Annotated in this window: 17 protein-coding genes and 1 pseudogene; 9 read left to right on the forward strand and 9 right to left on the reverse strand. The window is 34.9% G+C overall.

Features of this window, described 5'->3' with window-relative positions:
• Nucleotides 1–114: 114 nt before the first annotated feature.
• Complete coding sequence (locus CEP47_RS05990) at nt 115–984, forward strand: endonuclease/exonuclease/phosphatase family protein (RefSeq protein ID WP_261920486.1); 870 nt, start codon at nt 115–117, stop codon at nt 982–984.
• Between the two features lie 70 nt (nt 985–1,054).
• Here CEP47_RS05990 and sodC read toward each other — a convergent pair.
• A pseudogene (gene sodC, locus CEP47_RS05995) lies at nt 1,055–1,616 on the reverse strand (superoxide dismutase [Cu-Zn] SodC).
• 233 nt (nt 1,617–1,849) lie between these two features.
• Here sodC and CEP47_RS06000 point away from each other — a divergent pair.
• The 3 genes from CEP47_RS06000 (at nt 1,850) to mltF (ending at nt 5,742) form a co-directional block, all read left to right on the forward strand.
• Complete coding sequence (locus CEP47_RS06000; RefSeq protein ID WP_261920485.1) at nt 1,850–2,692, forward strand: 23S rRNA (adenine(2030)-N(6))-methyltransferase RlmJ; 843 nt, start codon at nt 1,850–1,852, stop codon at nt 2,690–2,692.
• Nucleotides 2,693–2,806: 114 nt separating this feature from the next.
• Entirely contained in the window at nt 2,807–4,159 is a 1,353-nt protein-coding gene (gene gorA / locus CEP47_RS06005; RefSeq protein WP_261920484.1) for a glutathione-disulfide reductase, read from the forward strand.
• Between the two features lie 170 nt (nt 4,160–4,329).
• Nucleotides 4,330–5,742, forward strand: a complete 1,413-nt coding sequence (gene mltF, locus CEP47_RS06010; protein ID WP_261920483.1) for a membrane-bound lytic murein transglycosylase MltF — start codon at nt 4,330–4,332, stop codon at nt 5,740–5,742.
• Between the two features lie 75 nt (nt 5,743–5,817).
• Here mltF and murJ read toward each other — a convergent pair whose 3' ends face one another.
• Complete coding sequence (murJ, locus tag CEP47_RS06015) at nt 5,818–7,389, reverse strand: murein biosynthesis integral membrane protein MurJ (protein WP_261920482.1); 1,572 nt, start codon at nt 7,387–7,389, stop codon at nt 5,818–5,820.
• A gap of 310 nt (nt 7,390–7,699) precedes the next feature.
• Here murJ and rpsT point away from each other — a divergent pair, with 310 nt between their 5' ends.
• Nucleotides 7,700–7,963 carry a 30S ribosomal protein S20 gene (gene rpsT / locus CEP47_RS06020; protein ID WP_261920481.1) on the forward strand — a complete coding sequence of 88 codons (264 nt, stop codon included), beginning with the start codon at nt 7,700–7,702 and terminating at the stop codon, nt 7,961–7,963.
• Between the two features lie 92 nt (nt 7,964–8,055).
• On the opposite strand, the gene CEP47_RS06025 is transcribed toward rpsT, so the two are convergent.
• The 6 genes from CEP47_RS06025 to uvrA all read right to left on the reverse strand — a co-directional run bounded on the left by CEP47_RS06025 (nt 8,056) and on the right by uvrA (nt 14,602).
• On the reverse strand, nt 8,056–8,370 hold the full coding sequence (locus tag CEP47_RS06025; protein ID WP_261920480.1) for a DUF2322 family protein: 315 nt from the start codon (nt 8,368–8,370) through the stop codon (nt 8,056–8,058).
• Nucleotides 8,371–8,397: 27 nt separating this feature from the next.
• Entirely contained in the window at nt 8,398–8,856 is a 459-nt protein-coding gene (locus tag CEP47_RS06030) for a GAF domain-containing protein (protein ID WP_322597383.1), read from the reverse strand.
• A 66-nt stretch (nt 8,857–8,922) separates the two neighbouring features.
• A complete protein-coding gene (locus CEP47_RS06035) occupies nt 8,923–9,726 on the reverse strand; it encodes a MetQ/NlpA family lipoprotein (RefSeq protein WP_261920478.1) in 804 nt (267 codons plus the stop codon).
• Between the two features lie 114 nt (nt 9,727–9,840).
• Nucleotides 9,841–10,506, reverse strand: coding sequence for a methionine ABC transporter permease (locus CEP47_RS06040; RefSeq protein ID WP_261920477.1), 666 nt, complete (start codon nt 10,504–10,506; stop codon nt 9,841–9,843).
• Entirely contained in the window at nt 10,499–11,533 is a 1,035-nt protein-coding gene (gene metN, locus CEP47_RS06045) for a methionine ABC transporter ATP-binding protein MetN (RefSeq protein ID WP_261920476.1), read from the reverse strand. Before metN ends, CEP47_RS06040 begins: the two co-directional genes overlap by 8 nt.
• A 231-nt stretch (nt 11,534–11,764) precedes the next feature.
• The gene (gene uvrA / locus CEP47_RS06050) at nt 11,765–14,602 is read right to left on the reverse strand and encodes an excinuclease ABC subunit UvrA (protein ID WP_261920475.1); all 2,838 of its coding nucleotides are present in this window, start codon (nt 14,600–14,602) and stop codon (nt 11,765–11,767) included.
• Between the two features lie 150 nt (nt 14,603–14,752).
• Between uvrA and ssb the strand changes: the two genes are divergently transcribed.
• The gene (gene ssb / locus CEP47_RS06055; RefSeq protein WP_261920474.1) at nt 14,753–15,295 is read left to right on the forward strand and encodes a single-stranded DNA-binding protein; all 543 of its coding nucleotides are present in this window, start codon (nt 14,753–14,755) and stop codon (nt 15,293–15,295) included.
• 307 nt (nt 15,296–15,602) lie between these two features.
• On the opposite strand, the gene CEP47_RS06060 is transcribed toward ssb, so the two are convergent.
• Entirely contained in the window at nt 15,603–16,901 is a 1,299-nt protein-coding gene (locus CEP47_RS06060; protein WP_261920473.1) for an ATP-binding protein, read from the reverse strand.
• Between the two features lie 339 nt (nt 16,902–17,240).
• On the opposite strand from CEP47_RS06060, the gene thiM reads away from it, so the two are divergent.
• From thiM to thiD, 3 genes are read left to right on the forward strand one after another with little or no spacing between them, the layout of a single operon-like run.
• Nucleotides 17,241–18,062 (forward strand): hydroxyethylthiazole kinase, encoded by an 822-nt coding sequence (gene thiM, locus CEP47_RS06065; protein WP_261920472.1) that lies wholly within the window; start codon nt 17,241–17,243, stop codon nt 18,060–18,062.
• Nucleotides 18,049–18,693: a thiamine phosphate synthase gene (gene thiE, locus CEP47_RS06070; RefSeq protein ID WP_261920471.1), complete on the forward strand. Its 645-nt coding sequence runs from the start codon at nt 18,049–18,051 to the stop codon at nt 18,691–18,693. The genes thiM and thiE overlap by 14 nt, the downstream gene beginning before the upstream one ends.
• A gap of 1 nt (nt 18,694) precedes the next feature.
• Nucleotides 18,695–19,483 carry a bifunctional hydroxymethylpyrimidine kinase/phosphomethylpyrimidine kinase gene (gene thiD, locus CEP47_RS06075; protein WP_261920470.1) on the forward strand — a complete coding sequence of 263 codons (789 nt, stop codon included), beginning with the start codon at nt 18,695–18,697 and terminating at the stop codon, nt 19,481–19,483.
• The last annotated feature ends 54 nt before the right edge of the window (nt 19,484–19,537 follow it).

Consider the following 19,537-nt stretch of genomic DNA (forward strand, 5'->3'; position numbering starts at 1 on the left):
TCCCTATGTCCCTTGTTTTATAGATAAAAATTTGCGGCTAATTAAAACAATTCAGCCTTAAGATGTAAAGAAATATGATAAAATGCTATAAAAAATAGACAAATAGGGTTAGATATGAGAAAAATAATCTATTCCATTTTAATACTATTACTTTTTGCTACTATTACCTTTATGTTCCCTTTGTCAAAATTAACAATTTTTGATGAAATTCAATTTTTACACAAAAATGAACCGCAATATATTTATCACGAAAAAGAACAAACGACATTTTCATCACGTTGTTATACCACCAATGCTCAAATTCCACCATTCACTCGAAAGCAGATAAAATTTTTGGTTTGGAATATTCATAAAGGGCAAGATAAAGGTTGGCAACAGGCATTAAAACAATATAGTCATAACGCTGATTTTATTCTATTACAAGAAGCGACTAATCAACAAAATTTACCGTTTCTTTTTTCCAAAATGTATCCTACCCAACTTTTTGCAAGTGCTTTTTCATACAAAAACACCTTATCTGGCGTTGCAATTTTATCTACTGTTGCTCCCTATTATTATTGTGCGGGTTCAGCGGTAGAACCTTGGATTCAGATTCCAAAAGTCGGCTTAGCTGCTGCATATCCTTTAATAAATAATCAATCATTATTAGTCATCAATTTACATCTTGTTAATTTTGAATGGATACCAACGAATTACCGAAAACAACTAGAAGAAGCAATGAAATTAATTGCCGAACATCAAGGGCCAATTATTCTCGCCGGTGATTTTAATTCGTGGAATAAAGAACGGTTAACTTTATTAACTCGCTTAGCGAAACATTATAATTTAGAAGAAGTAAAATATAAAAAAGATATGCGATTAAAATTTAATAATAATCCATTAGATCATATTTTTATTCGTGGCGTAAATGTAATTTCAGCCACCACTGAATTAACCCTATCCTCTGACCATAACCCATTATTCATAACTATTGAAATAAAATAAAAAAATAGGAGATAAATTTTATCTCCTATGATAGCTGTGTTGTTACATTAAAAATATTATTCTTTAGCTATTATGATTTAATAAGACCGCAAGCTAATCTAGCTCCGCCACCACCAAGTGGTGCTGGATGATCTGAATAATTATCACCACCGGCATGAATCATTAAAGCGTGTCCTTTAATATCTTTTAATGATTTTAAACGTGGTGCTAGTACTGGATTAGTTGCTGTACCATCAGCATTTACAGCTAATGCTGGTAGATCGCCTAAATGAGAATTATCATCCCAAGGAGCACCATGAGCTTTTGTATTATATGGATCCCAGTGACCTCCAGCACCTAAACCAGCAACTAACTTGCCATCTTTCTCTTTTGGTTCACAACTTCCATTTTCATGGATTATGAAAACCATGTAAACCTGCAGAAAGATCTTTTAAATGCGGTGTAAATACCAAACCATAAGGAGATTCGGTAATATCTACGGTACCAATATCTTGATTTCCTTTAACAGGATCCAATAATTGCATTTGTACCGTCAGTTTATCTTTACTGTTATACGCAGTAGCTGATGCTGCTGTCGCAGTAAAAAGGCCTAAACCAGCGAATAATGTAACCGCTAATAATGATTTCTTCATAATACCTCCTAAGGTATATATTATTTGAACAAATAGTATAAGAAAATTACTACGATTTTTAATTTTCATCAATCTAACATCAATTGAAAACAATACAATTTATCATATTAATAGGATATAACTATTCTTAATGTTATTATTGACATTTACTCTTACTCTAAATGTATTCAATCATTTTTCACCGAATAAGTTAAAATAAAGTAAAATAAATTTTTACAATAATAGGAATAGATATGCTGAGTTATCGCCATAGTTTTCATGCTGGAAACCACGCTGATGTTTTAAAACATTTAGTTCAAATATTGATACTACAATCACTACAACAAAAAGAAAAAGGATTTTTATATCTTGATACTCATTCAGGTGCAGGGCATTATAGTTTAGTTAGTAAAGAATCAGAAAAAACCGCAGAATTTCAACAAGGTATCGCTCGTTTATGGGATCAAACAGAACTACCTGAAGAAATAGCCTTTTATGTAGAGCAAATAAAACGGATTAACTTCACTCAAAAATTAACTTACTATCCGGGTTCACCATTAATTGCGGCAAACTTATTACGTCCACAAGATCGTGCAATTTTTACTGAATTACATCCTAGTGATTACCCTTTATTACGCAAGAATTTTCTGCATTCATCTCAAATTAAAGTAAAACGGGAAGATGGCTTTCACCAATTAAAAGCTGTCCTTCCTCCTCAAGAAAGACGAGGTTTTATTTTAATCGATCCACCTTACGAGCTAAAAGAAGACTATGATTTAGTTGTCAAAGCTATTTGTGAAGGATATAAACGTTTCGCAACAGGTATTTATGCCATTTGGTATCCAGTGGTATTTAGGCAACAGGTTAAACGACTGTTTAAGGCACTGGAAGCAACAGGGATTCGTAAAATATTGCAAATTGAATTAGCGGTAAAACCTGATTCAGATAAACACGGTATGACTGCTAGCGGTATGATTGTCATCAATCCTCCTTGGATGCTAGAAGCTCAAATGAAAAAACTCTTACCTTATTTAACTCAAACGTTAGTACCAGAGGGTACAGGAAAATGGAGTTTGGAATGGATTGTGCCTGAATAATCCACTTACAAGCTATAAACTAAATGGTAATACCAATTAAACTGATAATTTTGTTTGTTTTACTTTAAACGCTATAACTAATTGTAAAACTTAACGTAGAAAATAGGAAATTTTATGGCTAAACATTATGACTATATTGCTATCGGTGGTGGAAGTGGTGGTATTGCATCCATTAATCGTGCTGCAAGTTATGGTAAAAAATGTGCAATCATTGAAGCAAAATATTTAGGTGGAACTTGCGTTAATGTTGGTTGTGTTCCTAAAAAAGTAATGTGGTATGGTGCACAAATTGCCGAAGCAATTAATCTGTATGCACCTGATTATGGTTTTGATATCACAGTCAATAAATTTGACTTCGCAAAATTACGAGCCAGTAGGCAAGCTTATATTGATCGTATCCATCAATCCTATCAACGTGTTTTAGGAAATAACAAGGTTGATATAATTCAAGGTTTTGCTAAATTTATTGATCAGCATACGCTAGATGTTAATGGTGAAAAAATCACCGCCGATCATATTTTAATTGCAACTGGTGGTCGCCCTTCTAAACCTATGATTAAAGGGGCTGAATATGGTATTGATTCTGATGGTGTTTTTGCCTTAACTGAACTTCCAAAACGGGTGGCGATTGTAGGTGCTGGCTACATTGCGGTTGAACTTGCTGGTGTTTTACATAATTTAGGTGTTGAAACTCACCTTTTTGTACGCAAGCACGCCCCTTTGCGTAACTTTGATCCCTTAATTGTGGATACCTTAGTTGAAATTATGCAACAAGAAGGACCAACTTTACATTCCCACGCAATACCAAAAGAAGTGATAAAAAATCCAGATGGTAGCCTGACATTAAAGCTAGAAAATGGCTCAGAACAAACTGTTGATTGCCTTGTGTGGGCGATTGGTCGTGTGCCAATGACCGATAATCTTAATCTCTCAGCCGCTGGGGTTGAAGTAGATGAAAAAGGTTACATCAAAGTTGATAAATACCAAAATACCAATATTCAAGGTATCTATGCAGTTGGTGATAATACTGGTGCAATAGAACTAACCCCTGTCGCCGTAGCAGCAGGTCGTCGTTTATCCGAACGCTTGTTTAATAACAAACCAAATGAACATTTAGATTATCATTTAATTCCAACCGTGGTCTTCAGCCATCCGCCAATTGGTACAGTAGGGTTAACCGAACCACAAGCCGTAGAATTATATGGTGAAGATCAAGTTAAAGTATATCAATCATCATTTAGTGCTATGTACACCGCTGTCACTCAACATCGTCAACCTTGTCGAATGAAATTAGTTTGCGTAGGCAAAGAACAACGTATTGTTGGATTACACGGAATTGGTTTTGGTGTTGATGAAATGCTCCAAGGATTTGCAGTTGCAATCAAAATGGGAGCAACAAAAACTGATTTTGATAATACCGTAGCCATTCACCCAACTGGTGCAGAAGAATTTGTTACTATGCGTTAATCCAAACGATAACTTTTTGATTATTCTAGTAAAATGTAGCACTTCTTTAACTTTGTGCTACATTTTTAATTTAATCCGAGAAAATAGGATAAAATTGCTTAGATATTGTTTCACCTATACAATGCACGTTCAAATTAGCAAGATTAAGTAATATCAGAGAGAGTTAAAACTTGAAAGGACTATTGTTACGAATAGTATTTACAGTCGCATTACTGTTATGGGCTATTGATATGGTTTTTCCTTGGCATCACTATACTGCCAAACAAAATAACCATTATCAACAGATCCAACAACGAGGCAGCCTAATTGTTGGAACAATCAATCACCCTGTTTCTTATTTTATTAATAGTAACGGTGAAGCTGGTTTAGAGTACGAATTAACCAAAGCTTTCGCACAATATCTTGGTGTTAAATTAAAAATAAAAACGTTTCGTAATACTAAAACGCTTTTTCAAGCATTAAATGATCACCAAATCGATCTGGCGGCAGCGAACTTAATTTTTTCCCCCGAACGTGCCGAAGATTTTCAAATTGGTCCAACTTACTACTCATCGTCATGGCAAGTCATTTATCGAAAAGGTGAAAAACGCCCTTATACAGTAAAAGAATTAATCAATGCCACTAAAACTGGTAATAAACTGATCATTCCTCAAGACTCTGACGTTGAAACATTACTTTTAGAATTAAAAAATACCTATCCAGAATTAATCTGGCAAACAAACAACCATTTTTCACCAGAACAAGCATTACTTGAAGTTGCTGATGGTAAAGCTGACTATACCATTGTTGATTCACTAGATGTGCGTTCTGCCCAACAGGTAAAACCTAATCTGGCAGTGGCATTTGATTTAAATGATGAAACTTCCGTGAATTGGTATTTAGCTAATGATCGCTATAATGAACTACAAGCTGCATTATTAAACTTTATGCATAATGCAACAGAAAATGGCTCGATCAATCGATTGGAAGAAAAATATTTCAGCCATTTTAATCGTTTCAACTCGGTTGATATGCGTGCTTATCTCAATGCTATTCAAACAGTACTTCCGCAATACATACCATTGTTTCAGAAATATGCTGGTAGTTTAGATTGGCGTTTACTCGCTGCTATTGCCTACCAAGAATCCCATTGGGATAGCAAAGCCACTTCCCCAACGGGGGTAAGAGGTATGATGATGTTAACTAGAGAAACCGCTAACTATATGAAAATTAGTGATCGTACTGATCCAGAACAAAGTATTAAAGCTGGCTCTGCCTATTTACAACTTCTGATGAACAAATTACCAGCATCAATCCCGAAAGAAGATCGTATTTGGTTTGCATTAGTTGCATATAATATGGGGTTAGGTCATCTACTCGATTTACGCCGTTTGACCCAACAACTTGGTGGCGATCCCAATAATTGGCTTGATGTTAAACAAAATCTCCCCTTATTGAGCAATAAAAAATATTATTCAAAATTAAAATATGGTTATGCTAATGGCTATCAAGCTTATCAGTATGTGGAAAATATCCGCCGTTATATGAATAGCATTATCAATTATTATCGTATTCAAAAAGAACAAACTAATAACCAAAATTAAGTAAAATAAACTAAAACAGCCAAATTTAATTTGGCTGTTTTTTTACTAGACTGATACTTTGAAAATACTGCCCGCTTAGCTTGAATAAAAATCTTTTTTGCGTATTCCTAATAAAAACAGCACTGAAAAATACACAATAATTGCAATCAAAATCAGCACTGCTAACCAACTAATTTTAGATCCAAACGGCATTATATCCCATTGCATTAATGGTGGATTAAAATAATAGAGAGTTATAATCATCATGATAGTGGAAAGCAAAACTTTAGTTAGAAAAAGCATACTTTTGGCACTGAAACGATAGATATCTTGCCGATGTAAACCACGATAGAGTAAATAAGCATTAAGCGTAGCAGACATTGCCGAAGCTATCGCTAAACCAACATAGCTAAATGGAATTGCTAAAAGATTAAAAAACATATTACTTACCATCGCTATAATTCCATAACGTACTGGTGTTTTAGTATCTTGGCGAGCATAATATCCGTTAGCTAAAATCTTAATTAGCATATAACTGAGTAAACCTGAGTTAAACGCCCATAATGAATAAGAAGCGGCTTGAACATCAGTTAATGCAAAATTACCTCGCATAAAAAGTACTAGCAACATCGGTTGAGCCAAAACAGCAATACCCCCCATAGCGGGAAGTCCTAAAACTAAAACCATTCGTATTCCCCAATCCATAGTTTGACGAAACTTAATTTCCCCTTGTTGTTCTATGGAAGTACGACTTGCGTGGTGATGTGAAAGTGCTGGTAAAATTACCGTAGAAATCGCTATCCCAAATAAGCCAAGAGGAAACTCAAGTAAACGATCTGAGTAATAAAGCCAACTGATAGATCCTGTCATTAAAAAACTAGCAATAAACGTATCTAATAATAAATTAATTTGACTTACAGATACCCCAAATAATGCAGGAATCATCAAAGTGCGTATTTTGATCACGTGAGGATCGTTCCACGCCCAACGTGGACGAACAAGAAAACCCACTTGTTTTAAAAAAGGTATTTGAAAGAGAAACTGTAACAATCCCCCTAAAAATACTCCAATTGCTAATCCAATATCGGGGTTAGATAAATGTGGGGCGATGAATAATGCAGCAGAGATCATCGCAACATTAAGTAAGACGGGTGAAAAAGCCATCACACCAAAACGCCCTATGGTATTTAAAATAGCACCTGAAAGAGCAACAAAAGTTACAAACCATAAGTAAGGAAAGGTGATTTTTAATAGCAAAGAGGCTTGCGTAAATTTTTCTGCATTAGTACCGTCATCAAGCCAATCTAAAAACCATCCAGTACCAAATAAGGCTGCTATGACAGGGGAACCGATCATTGCAATCAAAGTAACAAGTGTCACTAATCCACCTAATGTTCCAGATACTTTAGCAATAAACTCTCGGGTTTTATCAATATCGTGCTGTTTCTGATATTCCGCAAAAACAGGCACAAAAGCCTGTGAGAAAGCCCCTTCAGCAAAAAGTCGGCGTAAAAAATTAGGAATACGATTTGCAAATAAAAAAACATCAGCAGCAACACCTGCCCCTAACAAATTAGCAATTACGACATCACGTACTAACCCTAATACACGAGAAACTAAAGTCAAAATACTAACTAGCAATCCCGATTTTAATAAACCTTTACTCAAAATATTTCACTCTTAATTAATTTTATTTAAATGAAAACAGAAAAATTAGCCTAATTGTATAGATTTTTCGCTTTTACGCTATATTATTCACAAAAAAACTGATAAAATTCCTCCCTACATCGTTGAAGTGAGACAGAGATCCAAAGTGATTTTTCGCTTATATAACGATGCTTTACTTTCGGTTGTGTCTCACCGAAATCATCTTTTTGGCGATTGCCAATAAATTTATTGACAACCAGATAGAAAATAGGCATATTTTACGCCTTTATTTTTTATGACACTTTAATTGAACATTATCGGGAGTTTGACCTTGGCTAATATCAAGTCAGCGAAAAAACGTGCGATTCAATCTGAAAAACGCCGTCAACATAATGCAAGCCAACGCTCTATGATGCGTACTTATATCAAAAAAGTTTATGCAGCAGTAGCAGCTGGTGAGAAAGCAGTAGCAGAAGCAGCTTTTGTTGAGATGCAAAAAGTTGTGGATAGAATGGCTTCTAAAGGCTTAATCCATAAAAATAAAGCAGCAAATCACAAATCTAAATTATCTGCTCAAATCAAAAAATTAGCTTAATTTTAATACTTAGCTTTTAAAATTGCTTAAATTTAAACCGCATTTTACAATGCGGTTTTCTTTTATTTATTATTCACTTGTAACAAAAGCTATTAAGCACGAATAACTCGTAATTTAAACGCTTGATTATGTGCTATTAGATTCAAAAGAAAATCAATATTAGGGTGTTTTCCGGGATTTTCTTTGGCATCTTGAGTATGTTCTGCAAACCACGCTAATCCTTGTTCGGCAGCAGTGACAGTTAATTCAGCATCAAATTGTTGTGCTAAAGCATTATATACTTTTAACGATCCCAGTTTCCCTTCAACAGCAAAGATGCGATGAATAACCTGTTCACCATTAAGAACCTCAATTTGACTAATACCATCAATTGTTGGTAGTGTTGCGAGAACGGCTTGAAAATTCATTATTTCTCCTTCTAAATTGAAATGTACCTAGCTATTTTGTTGCAAATGCTGAGTTAAAATCTCAAGGCAAGCGTTTAATCCAATTTCATCATCTAAACTAAAACGAGCAAATTTAGGACTATCAATATCTAATACCCCAATAATCTGTTGATCTCGCCAAAGTGGAAGTACAATTTCTGAATTACTTGCACTATCACAAGCTATATGTCCAACATACTGGTGAACATCTGCAACTCGTTGGATTTTTCTCTCAGCAACTGCTGTACCACACACGCCTTTCCCAATCGGAATACGATTACAGGCAATCTTTCCTTGAAATGGGCCTAATACAAGGCAATCATTTTTTATTAAATAAAAGCCTACCCAGTTAATATCTTCTAAATGCTGGTTAAGTAATGCAGCAGTATTCGCTAACACACTAACCAAATCATCATCGTCAGCAATTAATGCAGCTAATTCACGTTGAAGTTGACAATAATCCACCACTTTCAAATTCCTTTTTTATAGATAAAAAAGCCGAAAATCATCTTTTCGGCTTTGCTATCAATTCAATTATTTCCAACCTTTAACAATCGCACCATTAAACTCTTTATCCGCTTTTTTATATACTGGCTCTGAGTTATAAGCTTTCACGAAATTTTTTACATCAGGATCATTTTCATTATCCTTACGGGCAACAATAATATTCACATATGGTGATTCATTACTCTCAACAAAAAGTGAATTTTTATTTGGATATAAACCTGCTTGTGCGGCAAATGTATTATTAATAATTGCCAAATCAACTTGCCCTAATGAACGAGGAATTAACGGTGCATCTGCCGTTTGAATTTTTAATTTTTTTGGATTAGCCACAATATCCAATACTGTTTGAGTTAACCCTTTAGGATCTTTTAATGTAATCAAACCTTGAGCTTGTAAAAGTAATAAAGCACGCCCACCATTGGTCGGATCATTTGGAATCAAAACAGTTGCTCCATCTTTTAATTCCGAAATATCTTTAATTTTTTTCGAATAAGCTGCAATAGGATAAACAAAGGTATTCCCAACTATCACTAAATCATCCCACTGGCGATCCGCTTTTTGCTTATCCAAATATGGCTGATGCTGAAACGCATTAACATCAATAATTTTTGATTCTAAAGCGGCATTTGGTGTCACGTAATCGGTAAAAGGAATAAGTTCAACCTCTAAACCATATTGCTCTTTTGCTACCTGTTTTGCTACTTCCGCAACTGCATATTCAGGGCCAGAAATAACGCCCACTTTAATTCTACCATCTTTAGCTAACACATTATTAGACAAGGCAATTAAAGTAGCTAATGCACTGATTTTTAAGACTTTGGTTAATGACATAAGTTTGCTCCTTCTTGTATTTTTATTAATTTAATTTTGCTAAATAATCTTAGATATCTTTCTCCTCGATCATCCGCATTATTGACATTTTTTGAATCTATACCACTCAATTTATTATTTATGATTGAAATAAGAAACCAAATAATCACCGAGAGTTTGAATAATCTGTACCATAATAACTAAGATAACTATCGTGGTGATTAAAATCTCTGGTACATAAGTTTGATAACCATATTGAATCCCAACATAACCTAAACCACCACCACCAACAGTTCCAGCCATAGCCGAATAGTTGACTAATGCCACTAATGTAATTGTGATTGCATTTATAATTGCTGGCAAAGCTTCAGGTAATAAAAACTTCGTGATAATTTGTAAATTCGTTGCTCCCATTGCACGAGCTGCTTCAACCAATCCACTAGGCACTTCCATCAAAGCGCCTTCTACTAAACGTGCTACAAAAGGAATTGCTGAAACGGTTAAAGGTACTATTGCTGCAGTTGTACCAATAAATGTTCCTAGTACAAACATAGTAAAAGGAATAATCGCAACGAGTAGAATAACGAAAGGGACAGAACGTCCAATATTCACTATTGCACTTAGAATAAAATTAATCTTTTGGTTTTCTTTTATCTGCCCTTTTTTGGTGATAAATAACACAATCCCTAATGGAATCCCAAAAAGTGCAGCAAAAAATCCTGAAGCAAATACCATATATAATGTTTCTAATGTTGCCTCACCAATTAATCCCCAGACTTGCGGTGTTAATACCTCAAACATAGCCTAATACCTCAACTTTGACATTGTGTTCAATTAAATAAATCTTAGCGTTAGTAATCGCATCAACATCTCCCTCCATTTCAGCGATAACAAAGCCAAATTTAACACCACCCGCATAATCAATTTGTGAAGTGAAAATATTTAAATCAATCCCAAATTTTTTAGATGCTAACGATAACAACGGAGCATCAACGGATCGTCCACTAAATTCAAATTTAATTAATGGATAAGAATGTTCACCTTTTGGTTTATCACTTAGTTGTGCTAAATATTCCTCTGGTAAATTAATATGAAAAGTAGATTGAATAAATTCCTGTGCTAATTCAGTTTGTGGGTTAGAGAAAATATCACTCACACTGCCCTGTTCAATTAAACGCCCTTTATCAATAATGGCAACTTGATCACAGATCCGTTTTACCACGTCCATTTCATGGGTAATCAATAAGATCGTAATATTTAGCTGGCGATTAATCTCTTTTAATAATTTTAAAATAGATTGTGTGGTAGCAGGATCTAACGCACTAGTTGCTTCATCACAAAGTAATACTTTAGGATCATTTGCTAATGCTCTTGCAATCGCAACACGTTGTTTCTGCCCCCCAGAAAGATTATTCGGATAAACATTGTGTTTATCAGATAAACCAACTAAAGCTAAAAGCGAAGTTACTTTCTGCTTAATTTGCTCTTTACTTATTCCACTTAACTCCAGTGGTAAAGCTACATTATCAAAAACAGTACGGGAACTTAATAAATTAAAGTGTTGGAAGATCATACTAATCTGGCGGCGAGCTTGAATTAACTTCGTCTCACTTAAAGTAGTAAGATCTTCTCCATCAATAACTACCTTTCCTGAGGTTGGTCTTTCCAATAAATTAACACAACGGATTAAAGTGCTTTTTCCCGCACCTGAAGCCCCTATTACTCCAAAAATCTTTCCTTTCGGTACTTGTAAAGAAACCTTATCTAAGGCGATTAATTGTTTGCCATCAACAGTAAACACCTTAGTAATATTATCTAATTTGATCATCTCAGCCCTCTTTACGGCTAAATAAAAATCTTTCCAGCATTTTAGACGTCTAGAATGCTAGTTGTCAACAGAAACTTTTTGTTTAAATGAGAGAATAAAAAAATCTCAGTTAAAGATAATAAAAATAAAATAAAAATTAAAATAACTGAAAAAAGCATAAAATAACACTCCCAACCTTGTAAAAGATTGGGAGTGTTTAAGCTTAATTTATATTTAAATCGTTATTTTTCTCTATTTCTGATCTTTTTCCAAAATCATTTTCAAAAACCTTGCAGTATGTGAACTTGGATGCTTCGCCACTTCTTCAGGGCTACCAGTCGCAATAATTTGTCCACCACCACTCCCTCCTTCAGGGCCTAAATCAACGATCCAATCAGCTGTTTTAATGACATCAAGATTATGTTCAATCACAACGATTGTATTACCTTGATCACGTAAGCGATGTAAAACATCAAGTAATTGTTTAATATCAGCAAAATGTAATCCTGTGGTTGGTTCATCCAGAATATACAATGTTTTACCCGTATCTCTTTTTGATAATTCTGTTGCCAATTTAACACGTTGTGCTTCACCACCAGATAAAGTTGTGGAAGACTGCCCTAAACGAATATAAGACAACCCTACGTCTATCAAGGTCTGTAACTTACGAGCTATTGCAGGAATTGCATCAAAAAACTCTCGAGCTTCTTCAACCGTCATATTTAACACCTGATCGATAGTTTTCCCTTTATAGCGGATTTCTAATGTTTCTCGGTTATAACGCTTTCCTTTACAATGATCACAAGGGACATACACATCCGGTAAAAAGTGCATTTCTACTTTAATCACCCCATCACCTTGACAGGCTTCACAACGCCCACCACGAACATTGAAACTAAAACGCCCCGGATTATATCCTCTTGCTCTCGCCTCTGGTACACCTGAAAATAACTCACGAATTGGGGTAAATAATCCCGTATAAGTGGCAGGATTAGAACGTGGCGTACGCCCAATCGGGCTTTGATTAATATCAATGACCTTATCAAAAAACTCTAAGCCTTCAATTTTCTGATAAGGTGCAAAATCAACATTTTCTGCACGATTTAACGCATTTTGTGCTAATGGAAACAATGTATCATTAATTAAAGTCGATTTTCCTGAGCCTGAAACCCCAGTAATGCAGGTAAATAATCCCACAGGAATTTCAAGATCAACATTTTTTAAATTATTACCACTAGCACCAAATAATCTCAACATTCTCTGAGAATCAACTTGAGTACGTTCAGCAGGAATATTGATTTTTTCAACCCCAGATAAAAATCTTCCTGTTAATGAATTTGGATTTTGCTTAATCTCATCGGCACTACCTTGAGCAACAATTTGCCCACCATGAACACCTGCACCCGGTCCAATATCAATGATATGATCGGCACTTAAAATCGCATCTTCATCGTGTTCGACAACAATCACCGTATTACCAAGATTGCGTAAATGAATTAAGGTATTTAACAGCCTTTCATTATCTCGCTGATGCAGTCCAATAGAAGGTTCATCTAAGACATACATCACACCAACTAACCCTGCTCCAATCTGACTCGCCAAGCGAATCCGCTGCGCCTCTCCACCAGAAAGCGTTTCAGCGGAACGAGAAAGCGAAAGATAATTAAGTCCAACATTCACCAAAAATTGTAAACGTTCTCTAATTTCCTTTAAAATCTTATCGGCAATTTGTGCTTTCTGCCCGTGTAAAGTTAATTGATTAAAAAAACTTAATGCCTCTCCAATACTCATTTCTGCCACTTGTGGCAAATTTGTCTGTTCAATAAATACGTAACGTGCTTCTTGACGCAAACGAGAACCACCGCAATCTTGACAAGAACGTGTACTAATATTCTTAGCTAATTCTTCTCTCACCGCCATTGATTCTGTTTCCTTATAACGGCGAGCCATATTATTTAAAATCCCTTCAAAAGGGTGGCGTCTAATAACAATATCGCCCCGATCATTGACATATTGAAACTCAATTTCTTCATCACCAGAACCGTGTAAAATAACGTGGCGAACATTCGCTGGTAAATCTCGATATGCTTGCTCTAAATCAAACTGATAATGATTCGCTAACGATTTCAACATCTGAAAATAATAAAAATTCCGTCGATCCCAACCTTTAATAGCACCATTCGCCAATGCAACATCAGGATTTTGCACGACACGATTTTCATCAAAATATTGTTGAACCCCTAATCCATCACAAGTTGGACAAGCTCCAGCAGGATTATTAAAAGAAAAAATCCGTGGCTCCAGTTCAGGTACAGAATAACCACAATGCGGACAAGCAAAATTAGCTGAAAACATTAGCTCTTCAGCCTCTTTGTCTTCCATATCGGCAACAATGGCAATACCACCCGAAAGCTCTAAAGCGGTTTCAAAAGATTCAGCAAGCCGAGTCGCTAAATCTGCACGGACTTTAAAACGATCAACCACCACCTCAATCGTATGTTTTTTATGTAATTCTAATTTCGGCGGATCGGATAAATCACAAATTTCACCATCAATTCTGGCTCGAATATAGCCTTGAGTAGCAATATTTTCTAACACTTTCTGATGTTCGCCTTTACGCCCTCGGACAACAGGCGCCAACAACATCAACTTCCTTCCTTCCTCTAAAGAAAGTACTTTATCAACCATCTGACTAATCGTCTGTGCTGTTAAAGCAACATTATGTTCAGGACAGCGAGGTTCTCCTACACGAGCGAATAACAAACGTAAATAGTCATAAATTTCGGTGATCGTCCCAACAGTTGAACGTGGATTATGAGAAGTGGATTTTTGCTCTATTGAAATTGCTGGGGATAAACCTTCAATATGATCAACATCAGGTTTTTCCATTAAAGATAAAAATTGACGAGCATAAGCAGAAAGAGACTCAACGTAACGGCGTTGCCCTTCCGCATACAGCGTATCAAACGCCAATGATGACTTCCCTGAACCCGATAAGCCAGTAATCACAATTAGCTTATCTCTTGGAATGGTCAAATTAATATTTTTTAAATTATGGGTTCTCGCCCCACGCACTTCAATTTTATCCATACAATATTCTCAAAAAATAAACAAACAGCGATGATTATCGCAAAATCACAAAAACTGTGCAAATATCCAGTATTTTTAATTTTAAATTGGGCTTGTTTTACGGTAAGATATCGCCCAATTTGATTAACTTACAAAAAGTAAGAGGATTTTATGGCAGGTGTGAATAAAGTAATTATTGTCGGAAATTTGGGAAATGATCCTGAATTACGCACATTCCCAAATGGTGATGCAGTAGCAAATATTAGCGTTGCAACGAGTGAACGTTGGCAAGATAAACAAACAGGTGAATGGCGAGAAGTCACAGAATGGCATCGTATCGTATTATTCCGTCGTCTTGCTGAAATTGCTGGTGAATATCTACGCAAAGGTTCAAAAGTTTATGTTGAAGGGAAACTCAGAACCCGCAAATGGCAAGATCAAAATGGTCAAGATCGATATAGCACAGAAATTCAGGCAGATAACTTACAAATGCTTGACAGCCGTGCTGATCGTCAACAATCGGGTGGTTATATGCCTAATCAAACAATGGCACCAACACCAAAAACGCAAAATTATATGCCACAACAACAAAGTTACGCTGCCCCTCAGCCAAACCATATTGCTCCACAGCAAAATTACAGCCAACCAACACAACAACCTGCACCAGTATCACCAGAACCCCCAATGGATTTTGATGATGATATTCCGTTTTAACTTCTATAATTAGAAACTGTAAAATATAAAAACATCAAGAAAAGCCTTATTTTATAAGGCTTTTTGTTTGTTATTCATTAAAGAAATTAGATAAATTTATGTTAATTGCTAACTTTTAGCATTAAAAACGTGATCAGCAAATTCATTCAACACTATCATTTTTTATAATAATTTCAACAGAAATTCCTTGATATTAAGGAAGCACAATCCCTTCTATTTTGTTGCCTACATTTACCAATGCTCCAACCTTTTACACCACCTATTTGCCAGTTTTCAAACCTGATATGACTTGTAGATAACCATCATTCTATGAACTAAAGACCATATCCACTCCATACAACGGCACATTCACCATCCAGTCCTGTTCTCTAAAATCTGCCATTGAATACCTGATCGCTTGTTCAGGCTGAAACTGCTCCACATACACTTTCAAGCTTTTCGCTTTGAGATTCTCTTCGGCTTTGACTTCAATCGGAATCACGCTTTGTTTACGTTGTAATACAAAATCAACTTCTGCGGTACCTTTTTCACTTGCCCAGTAGAACACGGGATTTTCTTGAATAGTGATAAGCTGTTGCAGTACATATTGTTCTGTTAAAGCCCTTTTAAATTCGGTAAAAATACGATTCCCTTCTAACAACACACTTGGATCTAAATAACTTTGGGCGGCTAATAATCCCACATCTAGACCATACAACTTAAAGGCATTATCTTGATAGGCAGAAAGTGGTAAATGCGGCTTTTTCACTCGTGGGATAGAATGCACCAAACCACTGTCTTTTAGCCATTGCAAAGCAATTTCATATTCTTTACTTCTCGCACCTTTTTGCAGGTGTGAATACACGAATTTTTTGTTTTCTTTAGCGAGTTGTTCAGGAATTGATGCCCAAATTGACCGTACTTTTTGTACCGTTTGTCCATCTTTAATATGTTTAGAAAAATCTTGTTCGTATGCCATCAATAAATTACGTTGCACTTGGCGAACTTCATCAAAGTTTTGTGTTTCTACAAATACTTTCACCGCTTCAGGCATACCACCGACAAAATAATATTGACGGAGTAAATCAATATAGCGTGTTTTCATTGCAGAAATCAGCGACCAATCTTGCAATGTTAATAATTGCACCAAATCTTGCTTACCAACTGCAGTTAAAAATTCGTGAAAATCCATTGGGTAAAGCGGTAAAAAATCAACCTTCCCCACAGGGAAAGAAATCTGATGATGTAACGATATACCAAGCAATGATCCAGCCGCTACAATATAAAACTGCGGTGCATTTTCATAAAAATATTTAAGTGATGATAATGCCTGTGGTACTTCTTGTACTTCATCAAAAATAATCAACGTGTTTTCTGCTTGAATATCCACACCACTTTCAATTTTTAAACCAAGGATCAAACGATTGATATCGTAATCCCCCGAAAACAGCGTTTGCATTCGAGGATTATTATCAAAATTGATATAAGCCACTTTATCAAATGCTTGCTCACCAAAACGCTTCATTACCCACGTTTTACCAACCTGTCTTGCACCTTGAATAATCAAGGGTTTACGATTTGCTTTCTGTTTCCATCTTTCTAAGGATTGAATAATTTTTCTTTGCATAATTTGCCCATTTTCTACTCTTTAGACGGCAATTCTAAATATACCATTACATTTTTTCAAAGGAAAATTCGTTATAAACTTACACTTTTTCCAATGAAAAAATGTAGAAAAATACATTTTTCTAAAGGAATAACGAGAAAAACCCAATTAAAAACTATTTTTTATTTTTCTATCACATAGAAAACTAAAAAGGTTTATTCCATCGCATAATCTTCAATAAAAATCTGATACAAACCATATCGAACTGTTAGAACATAAAACATAGTGAATTTAAAACATAGGATTTTTATAATAAGTAATTTAATAATCTTCTTATAATCAAAGGTTTAAGGATAGTTTATGCTTGGAAAATATTTAGATAATCTAAAAAATAATGGAGCTTTAGTCCATAGCATTACAAATTATGTAACAGTCAATGATGTTGCCAATTTATTACTTGCTTGTGGAGGAAACCCTATTATGGCTGATGAACCAGAAGAGGTAATAGAAATAACTGCTATTTGTGCTGGGTTAAATATCAATATCGGTACCTTAAATAGTAGAACGATTAAAGCAATGTATCTGGCTGGAGAAAAAGCATACGAATTAGGACATAAAATAGTATTAGATCCCGTAGGAGTTGGAGCAAGTAGCTTGAGAACTGAAACTGCTTTAGGGCTTATGAAAAAAATAAAATTTGACGTTATCAAAGGAAATATTTCTGAAATCAAAGTATTAGCCAATGAAAATGGAAAAGTATTAGGCGTTGATGCAAACATAAAAGATAAAATAACCCTCTCGAATCTGGATCACACAATCACCTTTTTAAAACGATTTACTAAAGAAACTGGTTCTATAATTGTCGCAACTGGAGAATATGATCTTGTATGCGATCAAAATAAATGTTTTGTTATTAGCAATGGCAGACAAGAAATGAGTAAAGTAACTGGAACAGGTTGCCAATTATCAGCCTTGATAACAGCATTTTTAGTCGCTAATTCAAATAACCATCTTGAAGCTACTGCTGCAGCGGTATGCACAATGGGACTAGCGGGAGAAATAGCTTGGAAAAATATGAAAAATACAGAAGGAAGTTCAACATATAGAAACAGAATAATTGATGCTATTTTTAATCTAAATGGAGAAGGATTAAATATAGGGGCAAAATATGAAATTAGATAAAAAACAATTACTATTATACGCAGTAACAGATCGAAAATGGTTAAATGGAAGAAGATTATCGGAAGATATAGAAGCTTCATTACAAGGTGGTATCACGCTTTTACAATTAAGAGAAAAAGAATTAAAAAATGACGATTTTTTCAATGAAGCGATTGAAATAAAAAAGCTATGTAAAGCATACAATGTTCCTTTTATTGTCAATGATAATGTTGAAATAGCTATAAAATCTGATGCAGATGGTATCCACATAGGGCAACAAGATATGCCTATCGATGAAGTCAGAAAATTAATAGGTGAAAATAAAATTCTAGGCGTTTCTGCCCAAACCGTAGAACAAGCTTTACTTGCTGAAAAAATGGGAGCAGATTATTTAGGTGTTGGAGCGGTATTTTCTACGAAGTCTAAAAGTGATGCTATAAATGTTGAGATCACAACCTTAAAACAGATCTGTAAACAAGTGAAGATTCCTGTTGTGGCAATAGGCGGAATAACTGCAGAAAATATCCCATTATTAGCAAAAACTGGGATAGCAGGTATAGCAACAATCAGTGCCATATATGGGGAAAAAGAGATAAAGGAAGCAACTTATAAACTAAAAAACATAGTACAACAAACACTCAAGGAAAATTAAGATGAAAAAAGCAGTACTTACAATAGCGGGTAGTGATTGTTCTGGCGGTGCGGGAATCCAAGCTGATTTAAAAACAATGACAATGAACGGCGTATATGCAATGAGCGTTATCACAGCATTAACAGCACAAAATACCTTAGGTGTAACAGGAATCTTAGATGTTGATGCTAATTTTCTAAAAAAACAACTTGATGCTGTTTTTACAGATATTTATCCAGAAGCAGTAAAAATAGGTATGTTATCTTCACAAGATTTAATATTAACAATATCCTCTTCTTTAAAAGAATATAAAGCAAAAAATATAGTTGTAGATCCTGTGATGGTTTCTACTAGCGGTTCAAAATTAATAGCTGATGAAGCAATAGAAACTATGTGTAAAGAGTTATTTCCGCTTGCTAAAGTTATCACACCAAATATTCCAGAAGCAGAAATATTAAGTGGTATAAAAATAAAAAATAGCGAAGATATGATACAAGCCGCAATAAAAATTAATAAACAATACAACTGTGCTGTTTTATGCAAAGGTGGGCATAATTTAAATGATGCTAATGATCTTTTGTATGATGGAGAAAATATAAAATGGTTTAAAGGAAGAAAAATAAAAAATCCAAATACTCACGGAACAGGGTGTACTTTATCTAGTGCTATTGCTGCTAATCTCGCTAAAGGACAGGAATTAGATATCGCAATAGAAAAAGCGAAAGAATATATATCTAATGCCCTACAACAAATGTTAGATTTAGGGCAAGGTAGAGGTCCTATGGATCACGGATATTTAATAAAAGAATAAAAAAGAAATATAAAAGATAGAAATACATTACCAGTTATAATGATAACAATGGTA

The organism is Mergibacter septicus (assembly GCF_003265225.1).
Lineage (GTDB): Bacteria > Pseudomonadota > Gammaproteobacteria > Enterobacterales > Pasteurellaceae > Mergibacter > Mergibacter septicus.